At 47.8% G+C, this 12,643-nt stretch carries 9 protein-coding genes; 7 read left to right on the top strand and 2 right to left on the bottom strand.

Features of this window, described 5'->3' with window-relative positions; all coding sequences use genetic code 11:
- The first annotated feature begins 218 nt into the window (after positions 1–218).
- The gene (uvrC, locus tag J2Z28_RS14375) at positions 219–2,306 is read left to right on the top strand and encodes an excinuclease ABC subunit UvrC (protein WP_211082989.1); all 2,088 of its coding nucleotides are present in this window, start codon (positions 219–221) and stop codon (positions 2,304–2,306) included.
- Here the strand turns inward: uvrC and J2Z28_RS14380 are convergent.
- Complete coding sequence (locus tag J2Z28_RS14380) at positions 2,275–3,972, bottom strand: CPBP family intramembrane glutamic endopeptidase (protein WP_211082990.1); 1,698 nt, start codon at positions 3,970–3,972, stop codon at positions 2,275–2,277. The two genes, uvrC and J2Z28_RS14380, sit on opposite strands and share 32 nt — an antisense overlap.
- Before the next feature lie 445 nt (positions 3,973–4,417).
- Between J2Z28_RS14380 and J2Z28_RS14385 the strand changes: the two genes are divergently transcribed.
- Both J2Z28_RS14385 and J2Z28_RS14390 read left to right on the top strand, forming a co-directional pair.
- On the top strand, positions 4,418–5,737 hold the full coding sequence (locus J2Z28_RS14385) for a TrkH family potassium uptake protein (RefSeq protein ID WP_244988304.1): 1,320 nt from the start codon (positions 4,418–4,420) through the stop codon (positions 5,735–5,737).
- 54 nt (positions 5,738–5,791) lie between these two features.
- Positions 5,792–6,463: a potassium channel family protein gene (locus J2Z28_RS14390; protein ID WP_017692455.1), complete on the top strand. Its 672-nt coding sequence runs from the start codon at positions 5,792–5,794 to the stop codon at positions 6,461–6,463.
- Between the two features lie 54 nt (positions 6,464–6,517).
- Here J2Z28_RS14390 and J2Z28_RS14395 read toward each other — a convergent pair whose 3' ends face one another.
- Complete coding sequence (locus J2Z28_RS14395) at positions 6,518–7,447, bottom strand: LysR family transcriptional regulator (protein WP_211082992.1); 930 nt, start codon at positions 7,445–7,447, stop codon at positions 6,518–6,520.
- A 295-nt stretch (positions 7,448–7,742) separates the two neighbouring features.
- Between J2Z28_RS14395 and J2Z28_RS14400 the strand changes: the two genes are divergently transcribed.
- From J2Z28_RS14400 to J2Z28_RS14415, 4 genes are all read left to right on the top strand, one after another.
- Positions 7,743–8,411 (top strand): succinate dehydrogenase cytochrome b558 subunit, encoded by a 669-nt coding sequence (locus J2Z28_RS14400; protein ID WP_211082993.1) that lies wholly within the window; start codon positions 7,743–7,745, stop codon positions 8,409–8,411.
- A 43-nt stretch (positions 8,412–8,454) separates the two neighbouring features.
- Positions 8,455–10,197: a succinate dehydrogenase flavoprotein subunit gene (gene sdhA, locus J2Z28_RS14405; protein WP_036605793.1), complete on the top strand. Its 1,743-nt coding sequence runs from the start codon at positions 8,455–8,457 to the stop codon at positions 10,195–10,197.
- A gap of 480 nt (positions 10,198–10,677) precedes the next feature.
- Positions 10,678–11,442, top strand: coding sequence for a succinate dehydrogenase iron-sulfur subunit (gene sdhB, locus J2Z28_RS14410; protein WP_036605794.1), 765 nt, complete (start codon positions 10,678–10,680; stop codon positions 11,440–11,442).
- A gap of 175 nt (positions 11,443–11,617) precedes the next feature.
- Positions 11,618–12,592, top strand: coding sequence for a metallophosphoesterase (locus J2Z28_RS14415; protein ID WP_076329008.1), 975 nt, complete (start codon positions 11,618–11,620; stop codon positions 12,590–12,592).
- The last annotated feature ends 51 nt before the right edge of the window (positions 12,593–12,643 follow it).

Here is a 12,643-nt window from a genome sequence, read left to right on the forward strand (position 1 = left end):
ACAGAAAAAACCTGAAAAAGCAAAGCGCTCGCCTTTATCACCGGATTTTCCCCTTAAAAAGGGGAATCAAAAAAATCTGGGGATAAGAGCGATTGGAAGGTTGTTCTGTTATCGTAGTGTTCGTGTGAATTACAGCGATCGAAAGGTCATTCTGTAATCGGAGTAACTCATGTAAGGTGAGGATTTCAGCTTTTTCGGGAAGGAGGATTCACCGAATTATGGATCAATTCATGAATGTTTTGCAGGATCAGGAGAAGGCATTGGAGCAGATTCGTCACAAGCTCGCTTTGCTGCCAGACATGTCTGGATGTTACCTGATGAAGAACAGTGAAGGCACCATTATCTACGTAGGTAAAGCTAAAGTGCTGAAGAACCGCGTACGCTCTTATTTTATCGGCAGTCATAACGGAAAGACCCAGCGGCTGGTCTCCGAAATCCGTGATTTCGAATATATCGTGACGGGCAGTAACATGGAAGCACTCATTCTGGAGTGTAACCTGATCAAGAAACATATGCCGCGGTACAACGTGTTGCTTAAGGATGACAAGACTTTCCCATATCTTAAAATTACAAATGAAAAGCACCCCCGGCTGGAAGTAACCCGGCGTGTGCTGAAAGATAAAGCCAAATACTTCGGACCTTATCCGAACTCGTATGCGGCACACCAAACGAAAAAACTGCTCGACCGCATGTATCCACTGCGCAAATGTGGTGTAATGCCCAAAGAAGTGTGCCTGTATTATCATATGGGACAGTGTCTTGCCCCTTGTGTGAAGGAAGTGGAGAAGGAGCAGTACGACCAGATTTCCCAAGAGATTGGTTCATTTCTGAGCGGTGGTCACGAAGAGATCAAGAAGGATTTGCAGCGTAAGATGCAAGAGGCTGCGGAGGATCTTTATTTTGAACGTGCCAAGGAACTGCGCGACCAGGTAATCGCCATCGATGCGATGATGGAAAAACAGAAAATTACGATGGCCGATGCCAGAGACCGTGATGTATTTGGTTTTGCCATTGATAAAGGCTGGATGTGTGTCCAGATTCTATATATGCGTCAGGGTAAAATGATTGAACGTCACGTATCAACCTTCCCGTTTTACGGGGAGGCGTACAGTGATTTCATGTCCTATGTAACACAGTATTACAGCGATAATCCGGCATTGCCACAAGAGATTTTGCTGCCGGAAATGCCCAAGGATATGTCAACCGGAGACGACAGTACAGATACGTTATCTGATGCAGACGGAACAGCATCTGCCGCAGTTACGGTAGAATTCGAGCAGACGGGACAAGTGGAGCACAGTAACGCTTCCCAACCACTGGTTGCTGAGACTCGTGCAGCTTACGGAGGGTCCACTGAGGCAGAAGGTGAACAACCTGACAGTATGCAAGAGGATGCCCCAATAACGGATACAACTGATTCAACTGAAAAGCTTCCATCAGGACTGGAAGACCCAACTCAGGTTGCTGCTGCTTTACAGGAGTGGTTGGAGATTAAAGTGCTCATTCCGCAACGTGGATTGAAACGGCAGATGATCACGATGGCCGTGGACAACGCACGTGTGGCATTGGAAGAGAAGTTCCGTTTGATTGAGCGAAATGAAGAACGGACATCCAAAGCTGCCGAAGGACTGGGACGCTTTATTGGATTGGACCAGCTTCACCGTATTGAAGCGTTTGATAACTCGAACATTCAGGGTACGAACCCGGTATCTGCCATGATCGTATTTACCGATGGTAAACCGGATAAGAAGGAATATCGGAAGTACAAGGTCCGTTCGGTTGAAGGGCCGGATGATTATGAAACGATGAGAGAAGTCATCCGTCGCCGTTACGAGCGGGTATTAAAAGAAAACCTGACCCAGCCTGACCTGATTGTGGTCGATGGTGGTAAAGGACAGATCTCGGCTGCGGTCGATATTTTGGAAAATGAGCTGGGGCTGTTTATTCCGGTATGTGGTCTGGTGAAGGATGCGAAGCATAAGACTTCGCAGTTGATGATCGGTAATCCACCGGAAGTCATCTCCCTGCCACGGGATAGTCAGGAATTCTACCTGTTGCAGCGGATACAAGATGAGGTCCACCGTTTTGCGATCTCGTTCCACCGCGAGCAGCGGGGTAAATCGATGGTGACGTCCCGTTTGGATGCCATTCCGGGGATCGGAGAGAAGCGGCGTAAGCTGCTGTTGAAGCATTTTGGCTCTTTGCGCAAAATAAAAGAGGCCAGCGTCGAAGACTTCCGGCCTCTATCTATTGGTGACAAACTGGCAAATCAGATTATTGCAGCACTTCGGGATGAGGAGTCGTAACATACGGCTTCTCTTTTTGTTTTGGATTGAATTTGTAGACCACATATCCAACAATGGCCGGGAGTACAATCCAGAAGAGTCCAGCAGCCATATTGAGGGCATCGCCCATAAAGATCAGACTGAGTCCCATCAGTAAACTGTCGAAGATCACATGAGCGAATACAACGGCAATGAAGCCGTGACGCAGCATGATCAGACTGAACAGCAATCCAATCACCATCAGCTCAATGGGACGGGTGATTACTGGATAGATCGGATACAATGTGTGTCCAAGTGCCCAAATGATGGTTGGGATCAGACATGCGATAAACGTATTACGCACAATCTTCTGCATCATACGAATGCCGAACAGTCGATAGACGGCTTCTTCACCAATACCGGCCATCCAGGCCATAATCGGGAAGATCCATGCGTAGCTCATATTAAATGTAGATTGATCTGCTGACGTCGTTGACCATGTGCCAATGCTCCGCTCCAGAATGAAGAACAGGATGGATTGCACACCCAGTAGAATGAATGCCCACAGGTAACCAGCATACATACTGTGAAGTACATATTTTCCGTATCCCGGTTCTTTGGCACGAGGCCAAGGGTTCAGACCGATTTTACGCCACATGCCGTCACCGGCAACGAGGGATAGATAGATGGTTGCACTCATGACCAGTGTAATGCCTATCTGAAATAACATCAGGAACGCTAACATGAAGTTGGAGAATCCCTGTGCCTGGAGCAGAGGAATCATGTTCAGCGTGCCAATCACCGAAGCTGCGAAATACACCACCGAGAGAATGATCCCGCGTTTGAAAGACGTATGTGTTCGGGTCAGAATGCTATAGATGATTGCCAGCACGCCCAGAACAAGGGTCAGGAACGCATAGCCGCCATAGGTCATCCAGTTGGCTTGACGCGTCTGAGCTTTCACATAATCGGTATGGGATTCAGGGACCGAGAAGCCAGGATCGAACGATCGTACTGAACCCTCTTCAAACGTAAAGTTCAGTTCCAGCTTGGAGTCTCCAATGGCTTTTGCAGAATCTGTATACTTCAGTCCCGCTTCACCATCGCGAGTCTCCAGTTGAAGTGCCGGCACTTCATAACCGAATTCGGTCAGCACGCCAGCCGCAAGCTGTTGTTTCTCGTCCAAAGATATATTGCCTTCAGCAAGTACTTGCGATGTGGTCACTTTCCCAGTGCTTTGTTCTGTCTCAATGGCGGTATAGAGGGAAGAAGGAAGTTCTCGTTTGAAGCCGACCACTTTTCCTGTTTTCATATGTACGTCAACATTAAGATAACCGCCCTTGTCCTGATCAGGCAAACGAACGCGGAATACATCGTAAGGATAGCTTGTTTCCCATTTCTGGTTATAGGTATCAAGTTGTTTGGTTTTGGCCATATACCCGTAAATATCGGAATGTGTCTGGTAGGTTACCAGGGTTTTTGCATCATCATTTGGCAGTGTATAGTCATTCACAGAAGCTGCGAATGATCGTGCGGATTGCTTCGCCTGCTCCTTGGTTATGAAGGACGTGGACGGGATTTCTGTCGTTTGTGATGAGGTAGCAGGAAAGATCTGAAATACAAAAAATAGAATCAGGCCGATCGCCGCAAGCAACCCCAGACGCTTGAAGTTAGCCTTGAGTTGCAAAGGCTGCCCTAAGGGATTCATGTAATGGTGTTCCTCCTTAATCTAATATGGATATTAAAGTTAACATAGCACAGGCCAAGCACCGAATGCCAATGATGTAACGAAAACAGGTGTAAATCCTTGAAAATGAATGAAAAGGACCGAAAGAATCTGATCCATCCGTCGCCATATCTGAGTTCTTCCCTTTTTGGCTGAATTCGATCCGATTTACACAAAAAACGTTTTGTCTACAAACGTCGAAGCGCTTATAATTTTGAAGCAAATGTGCAATGATTCGCATGTCTTTCGCCCAACAAGGGAACGAATAGGATATATTCCAACTTCATTATATATGTCGTTTTAATCTGAATCATACTTGTTTAACGTTTGGCAACAGCATTTCAAATGAAGAAGGCTCCACGGGTGTGGAGTTATTTTCATTTTAGAAGAGGTGGAAGATACTCAAGTGAAATTGAATGTGCAATGGATGCGATTATCGCCACCCCGAATTCTTGTGTTAGGGTTTGCTGGCATCATATTGGTAGGCACACTGTTGTTAATGCTTCCGGCATCCAACCGTAACGGTGACAGTCTTGCGTTTATTGATGCGCTCTTTACAGCAACTTCGGCTGTTTGTGTCACGGGTTTGGTTGTGGTCGATACAGGGACTCATTTCTCGGTGCTGGGTCAGGTTGTGATCGCGATTCTGATTCAGATTGGCGGACTGGGCTTCATGACAATGTCCACATTGGTTGCCATCGCGTTCAAACGGCGGATTTCGCTTAGAGAACGGTTGATTCTACAGGAAGCGATGAATCAGAGCACGATGGAGGGCATCGTCCGGCTGATTCGGAAAGTTGTGATCTACTCACTCATTATCGAAGGCATATGTGGCACACTGTTTGCCATCCGCTGGTCGTTCGACATGCCAGTCGGACAGGCGATCTATTATGGCTATTGGCATGCGATCTCCATGTTCAACAATGCGGGCTTTGATATGTTTGGGGATTTCCGCAGTCTGACCGGTTATGTGTATGACCCGTTGGTTAATTTTACCGCAATGTTCCTGATTGTCTCTGGCGGTATCGGTTTTGTGGTGTTGTCAGACCTGGTGGATTACCGCAAAACGCGGAAGTTGTCTCTGCACTCCAAAGTTGTACTGTTAATGACTGGATTGTTGATTGTATTTGGTGCACTTGTCATTTTCGTATTTGAATTTAGCAATCCACGGACACTGGGTGGCCTGAACTGGGATGGCAAAATTCTCGGTTCATTCTTCCAGTCCGTTACGCCGCGAACAGCAGGAGCCAATACGGTAGATATTGCCGGACTCAGGCAGGCAACACAGTTCTTTATGATCATTCTGATGTTCATTGGTGCTTCGCCAGGTTCTACCGGAGGCGGGATCAAAACAACGACATTTATGATTATGGCGGGAGCGGTCATCGCCATGATGCGTGGACGTGAAGATATCGTGTTTTTCCGCTACCGGCTCGTACAGGAACGGATTTTCAAGGCGCTTACCATTACATTGCTGGCGCTTTTGTTCATCATAGCTGTAACGATGGCACTGAGTACCACAGAAGACGCCAGTTTTATGATGATCTTATTTGAAACAACATCAGCCTTTGGTACTGTCGGATTATCGCTAGGACTGACGCTGAAATTGACTACATTGGGCAAGCTCCTGATCTGTTTTACAATGTTTGCAGGAAGGCTTGGACCGATCACATTAGCGTATGCACTTGGGCAGAAAAAGGGTAAAGAGTTATACAGGTATCCGGAAGGCAAAATGATTATTGGATAAATCTATTTTTAGTGAGTTTTGAAATTGATTTGGATAAGGGGTTCGTGAAGAACAATGAAAACACAGCAGTTTGCCGTGATTGGGCTTGGGCGATTTGGCTCCAGTCTGGCACAGGAATTAATGGAACTCGGCTACGAGGTGCTCGGGATCGATAAAAATGAAGAAGTCGTCGAAGACATTAGTGAATTGGTCACCCATGCCGTTGTAGCCGATGCCACAGATGAGGAAGTGCTACGCTCCCTGGGTATTCGAAATTTTGACTGCTGTATCGTTGCTATCGGGGATGATATTCAGACGAGCATTCTCACCGCGATTCTCTTAAAAGAGCTGGGCGTCAAGACGGTTGTGGCAAAGGCCATATCCGTCCTTCACGGACGCGCATTGGATAAACTGGGGATTGATCGTGTCGTTTATCCTGAGCGGGATATGGGAATTCGGGTTGCCCACCAGCTGGTTACCCCGAACTTGCTGGATTACATTGAATTATCCAATGATTACAGTATTGTCGAGATGAAGGTTCCCGCCTGTCTGCACAACAAAACCCTTTCCACCCTGAATGCACGTGTACGTTTTGGTTGCAGCATTGTCGCGTTACAGAAGGAAGCCGGGGTCATTATTGCTCCGACAGCACTGGACTCGCTTCAAATGGGGGATATTATGGTCATTATTGGTAATAATGCAGATATCGACCGATTTGAAGAAGAGGTTATCAGCCAAGAGAGCTGATAATTATCATGAGTTAAATATGGAAGCCAGACGTTAGAGCCTGGCTGTTTCAGATCAAGGCAAAGGCGTCGTAGCCCTCCGTGAGGGCAATGGCGCCTTTGCTGTAAAGAGTGCAGCCGTCTCCTTGACCCATTGTCTGGAGGTCTCGCTGAGGTCCTCTTTTTCCCCATAGATCATACAAGTTGTTCTGCGGGTCTGCTGTAATTGAGGCAAATGAACAGAAACAAGATCATTGTCCGCAAGCAATTGTGGACGAAGATATGACTTGGGCAATAGAGCAGCAGCTTTGGCGGAAGGGAGAAGTCGGATGATCGCTTCGAAGGAATCAATCTCCATACGAATATCCGGCATCACGGCACAGCGCTGGAAGAGATCATCCGTTAATTTGCGATACCAGGTTCCTTTGGAGAACGTGATCATCGGCAGATCCTGCAAATGTTCCATCCCGGCTTCCTTACCGGACAAGGGGTGTGTAAGCGGCACAACCAGTTCCAGGTGATCGTCAAAGAGCGGCACACAGTTAAGCCCCACTTCGCTGATGGAGGAGGCGACAATGCCCACATCGGCTTTTTTGTCACGCACAAACGACACAATCTCATGTGTTTTACCCGTCAACAGTTTCAGTTCGGCATTTGGATGTTTCTCCATAAAGGCATTGACGAGAGGTGGTAACGTAGTTTGAAGCGTCGTCAGACTGGCTCCAAGTGTAATGGTGCTCTGTTCTTCGTCTTTATACTGGGCCAGCATGGTGAGGAACTTCTGTTGTTGCTGCTTCTGTTCTACAGCGTAGGTATAGGTGAACTGGCCCACACTGGTTAACTCCAGCCGTTTGCCACGGCGGTGGAACAGGGCAACTCCGAGTTCATCCTCCAATTTGGCGATTTTGCGTGAGAGTGCGGGTTGGGACAAGTTCAGTAACTTGGATGCACGGTTCAGGCTGGACTGCTCCACGACCGCTGCAAATGCATTTAACCCCTCAAACATGAACAATAACCTCTTTTCCATGAATGTGATTCTTGCCCTTGCTCAATCGTTTTCCATGTTGTATAGCCTGTAAACCCAATGTTTCACTGCTTATACCTATAGGTTATAACATTTAATAATTATATTGCAATTCCCTTATAAGAAAAAAAGGAGTAACATGAACCGTGACACAAGTTGTTCACACCTGGGGAAAACGGAACAATTTGTCGAACCTTTTCATGGAAAAGGATTCGTGTCATGATAAGTGAAATCATTTATGAAAACGTTGTATTTAGCGAAAGGGGATCGACATTTTATGAAAGGGTTTTACTCCAGAAAGCTGCACTCCTTGCTTGGCGTCATTCCGCTCAGTTTGTTTTTTGTTGAGCATTTGGTGACGAACTTCACGGCAGTTGAAGGCGGCAAAGAAGCTTTTTACGGTGCCGTTGCATTTCTGAACGGTTTGCCTCTTGTTATTGTGATTGAGGCGTTACTTATCTGGCTGCCGTTGTTCTATCACGGTGTTTATGGTCTCTACATTGCCTATCAGGCCAAGCCTAATGTGGGCCGTTATGGCAATGAGCGTAACTGGCGCTACACGTTGCAGAGGGTGAGCGGTATCATTACGTTTGTATTCGTCATCTGGCACGTATGGGAGACGCGAGTACAGATTGCGCTGGGTAATGTATCACATGAAGAGATAGGCGGCGTCATACATGATGCGGTGACGAATCCGATAACCTTTGCGATATATATGATCAGTGTGGTTGCGGCGTCATATCACTTTGCCAATGGTCTGTGGTCGTTCCTTGTTAGCTGGGGAATTACAGTTGGTCCGCGTGCGCAGCGTGTATCCTCCTACGTATGTATGAGCTTGTTCGCTATTATTTCCATCATGTTTATTGTTTCACTATTTGCTTTCCGGAGCATTGATTTCCAGACAGCTACTTCGATGATTGACGCAGTAAAAACAGTTCTAATTTAAGCATTTAGTGTATAAATGCTGACTTATAAGGGAGTGAACAGCAATGGCATCAACGAATGTAATTATTGTGGGCGGCGGTCTCGCGGGATTGATGGCGGCGATCAAATCGGCTGAAGCCGGAGTCCATGTTCATTTATTTTCACTGGTTCCTGTTAAACGATCCCACTCTGTATGCGCACAAGGCGGCATTAACGGAGCGGTAAATACCAAGGGTGAGGGTGACTCCCCATGGGTACACTTTGACGATACGGTATACGGCGGTGACTTCCTTGCGAACCAACCTCCTGTTAAAGCGATGTGTGAAGCAGCACCTGGCATCATTCACTTGATGGACCGTATGGGCGTAATGTTCAACCGGACACCGGAAGGTTTGCTTGATTTCCGTCGTTTCGGGGGAACGAAGCATCACCGTACGGCGTTTGCCGGAGCGACAACAGGACAACAATTGCTCTATGCATTAGACGAGCAGGTACGTCGCTGGGAAGCAGCTGGCCTGGTTACGAAATATGAGAACTGGGAGTTCCTGCAGGCGGTTTTGGATGATGAAGGCGTATGTCGTGGTATCGTGGCTCAGGATCTGAAAACGATGAAGGTACAGACCTTCCCGGCAGAAGCGGTTATTCTGGCGAGTGGTGGTCCGGGGATTATCTTCGGTAAAACGACCAACTCGGTCATCAACACAGGTACAGCGGCAAGTGCCGTGTATCAGCAAGGTGTAAATTACGCCAACGGGGAGTTCATTCAGATTCACCCAACAGCCATTCCAGGGGATGACAAGCTGCGTCTCATGTCTGAATCCGCGCGTGGTGAAGGTGGACGGATCTGGACGTACAAAGACGGCAAGCCGTGGTACTTCCTTGAGGAAAAATATCCGTCTTACGGTAACCTGGTTCCGCGTGATATCGCGACTCGTGAAATCTTCAGCGTCTGCGTAGATATGGGTCTGGGTGTGAACGGCGAGAACATGGTTTATCTCGACCTGTCGCACAAAGATCCGAAGGAACTGGATGTTAAACTTGGCGGAATCATTGAGATCTATGAGAAGTTCATGGGTGATGACCCGCGTAAAATCCCAATGAAAATCTTCCCGGCAGTCCATTATTCCATGGGCGGCATGTGGGTAGATTACAACCAAATGACTAACATTCCGGGGCTGTTCGCAGCTGGTGAATGTGAATATCAATACCATGGTGCGAATCGTCTGGGTGCCAACTCATTGGTATCCGCGATCTATGGTGGTATGGTGGCTGGACCAAAAGCGGCTGAATATATCAAAGGACTTAAAAAATCGTCTGCTGATATCCCATCTTCCGTATTTGAGAAACACACCAAACAACAAAGCGACAAGTACGAAGGCATCTTGAAAATGCAGGGCACGGAAAATGCCTATGTCATTCATAAAGAGCTTGGCGAGTGGATGACAGCCAACATGACGGTTGTACGTTACAACGACAAGCTTGAAGCCACGATTGGCAAGATCAAGGAATTGAAAGAGCGTTATGGCAAAATCAACATGTACGACAGCTCCGGTTGGAACAACCCAAGCGCAGCGTTCACTCGCCAACTGTGGAACATGATTGAACTGGCAGAAGCAATGACTCTCGGTGCTCTACTCCGTAACGAAAGCCGCGGCGCGCATTACAAACCGGATTTCACGGAACGTAATGACGAAGAGTTCCTGAAAACGACTATCGCAAGCTGGTCGAAGGAAGGCCCGAAAATCTCGTACGAGCCAGTAGACGTATCCCTGATCCCACCTCGTATCCGGGATTACTCCAAGGATTAAGTATCACGGACTTATTAATAAGGTTAAATATTAAGCACCTGAACGAAGAAGGCAGGAGAACTTTGGAGAAGCAAAGCTTCTTCAAAGTTACTGCCATCAAAGTGATGGAGTGAAGGTTCTCAGCGAAGGTACTCTGTGTGCACAAAGCAGCAGAGGAAGCCAAAATACCTGTTCATAAGCAAGCAATGCATTGGCAAAGCTTGCTTATCTAAAATTACCGCAATCCAGCATGAATGGAGTGCAGTTTCCAGCAAAGTGACCCTGCGTGCACGACGTAGCGGAGGAAGCGGAAATGCCCAGAAGAAGCGAAGCGCTCGCCTTTATCACCGGATTTTAACCCTGGAAAGGGTTGATCAAAAAAATCCGGGGATAACAGCGATCAGAGGGGCATTCCGCTGACGAAGCGTCTCCCGTGCACCAAACCAGTAACTTTGCGCATCAGCAACACCAATCATCGTCACCAGAGGAGGGGACTACGATATGGCGGAACAAGCTACAGCCAACAAAACCGTCAAGTTTATCATCACCCGTCAGGATAGCCCGGAGTCATCTTCGTACAACGAAGAATTTGAGCTTCCGTACCGTCCCAACATGAATGTGATCAGCGCCCTGATGGAGATTCAGCGGAACCCCGTCAATACAGATGGCAAATCCATTGCTCCCGTGTGCTGGGATTCCAACTGTCTCGAAGAAGTCTGCGGTGCCTGCTCCATGGTCATCAACGGCAAGCCTCGTCAAGCGTGTGCAGCCCTGATCGACAAGCTTGAACAGCCTGTACGCATCGAACCAATGAAGACATTCCCGGTAGTGCGTGACCTGGTCATCGACCGTAGCCGGATGTTTAGCGCCCTGAAACGCGTAAAAGCATGGATTCCGATCGATGGTACCTATGACCTCGGTCCAGGTCCACGGATGCCTGAGAAGAAGCGTCAGTGGGCATATGAGCTGTCCAAATGTATGACATGTGGTGTATGTCTGGAAGCATGTCCGAACGTCAATGAGAAAACAGACTTTATCGGTCCAGCAGCACTGTCCCAAGTGCGCCTGTTCAACGCTCACCCAACAGGGGAGATGAACGCTGACGATCGCCTGGAAGCGTTGATGGAAGACGGAGGCATCGAGGGCTGTGGTAACTCACAGAACTGTGTGCAATCCTGTCCAAAAGGCATTCCACTGACAACCTCCATTGCCGAAATGAACAAACAAACGACCAAGCATATGTTCAAACGCTGGTTGGGTGTATAATCTCGTCATAACATGTGCAGAAGTGTAATCTGCAACTTAGAAGAAGTCGTGATCCCGTGCAGCAACATGCCGGAGATCCCGGCTTCTTTTTGTAATGAAGCAGAGGAACGGGGCTACCCATGCAGAATATGATATACTAAGGGGATGGATTAAGAGCGTAGAAGGAGGGGGAGATATGGCAGAGACACCGCGTCAGGGCAGCAACAACTCGCCGTCCCAGCGCTCGCACAAAGCATCAGGTGCAGAAGAGTCTGTGTTTCCTGGGGAAGAAAAGGATCATGATCCCTCTCGCCGAAGTTTCTTATTGCGCATGGTTTTGATGACAGCGGGTGCCAGTTTGCTTACAGGAGGTTATGCCTGGCTATGGGAACCGCGTCGTCTGGAGATCAAGCAAGTGGCGCTGAAACTTCCGAAGTTTCCAAAGGCATTTGACGGATTGCGTGTAGTTCAGTTCAGCGATGCCCATCTTGGTTTTCATACCGGGGTGAAAGAGCTGAAGAAGCTGGCAGCAACGATTGAGGAGCAGCAACCGGACTTGATTTGTTTTACCGGAGACATAGTCGAGAGGGAAGCAGAGCCGATGCGTGAATGTATTCCGGTACTCGCCTCCATGCAAGCGAAGTATGGCAAATTTGCTGTTTTGGGGAATCATGATTATCGGGGCGGACAGCAGAATGAAGTGACAACCATGTTCCGTGAAGCTGGATTCACTTTGTTACGAAACGAACATGTGGTGATTGAACAAGGGGGCGAACGTCTGGCCATAGCTGGTCTGGATGACGCACTTACAGGCAGGCCTGATCCTGCCCAAGCCATCAAGGGTTTGGATCATGATGTGTGGAAATTGTTACTTATGCATGAACCGGATTATGCCGACATTGCCACTCCCTATGGTTTTGGATTACAACTTTCCGGCCATAGCCATGGTGGACAGGTACGTTTTCCCTGGATCGGGGCACTGACAACTCCGCGAGGTTCACACAAGTATGTTCAAGGATTGTATTACACGGATGTCCAGGGGGTATATTACACCACCCAGACACAGATGCCGGTGTATGTGAATCGTGGTTTTGGCATGACTCAACTGCCCATTCGTTTTCTATGCAGACCAGAATTAACGGTTTTTGAGCTTAAAGGATCAACCACATAAAAGAATATAAGATGAAAATAAAACATAAAGGATTGAACATGAATGGAGGTT

The organism is Paenibacillus xylanexedens (assembly GCF_017874615.1).
Taxonomy (GTDB): domain Bacteria; phylum Bacillota; class Bacilli; order Paenibacillales; family Paenibacillaceae; genus Paenibacillus; species Paenibacillus xylanexedens.

Bases quoted from the DNA above. Each gene is read 5' to 3' on its own strand.
- uvrC (WP_211082989.1), top strand. From the start codon at position 219: ATGGATCAATTCATGAATGTTTTGCAGGATCAGGAGAAGGCATTGGAG.
- J2Z28_RS14400 (WP_211082993.1), top strand. From the start codon at position 7,743: ATGAAAGGGTTTTACTCCAGAAAGCTGCACTCCTTGCTTGGCGTCATT.
- J2Z28_RS14415 (WP_076329008.1), top strand. From the start codon at position 11,618: ATGGCAGAGACACCGCGTCAGGGCAGCAACAACTCGCCGTCCCAGCGC.
- sdhA (WP_036605793.1), top strand. From the start codon at position 8,455: ATGGCATCAACGAATGTAATTATTGTGGGCGGCGGTCTCGCGGGATTG.
- sdhB (WP_036605794.1), top strand. From the start codon at position 10,678: ATGGCGGAACAAGCTACAGCCAACAAAACCGTCAAGTTTATCATCACC.
- J2Z28_RS14385 (WP_244988304.1), top strand. From the start codon at position 4,418: ATGCGATTATCGCCACCCCGAATTCTTGTGTTAGGGTTTGCTGGCATC.
- J2Z28_RS14380 (WP_211082990.1), bottom strand. From the start codon at position 3,972: ATGAATCCCTTAGGGCAGCCTTTGCAACTCAAGGCTAACTTCAAGCGT.
- J2Z28_RS14395 (WP_211082992.1), bottom strand. From the start codon at position 7,447: ATGTTTGAGGGGTTAAATGCATTTGCAGCGGTCGTGGAGCAGTCCAGC.
- J2Z28_RS14390 (WP_017692455.1), top strand. From the start codon at position 5,792: ATGAAAACACAGCAGTTTGCCGTGATTGGGCTTGGGCGATTTGGCTCC.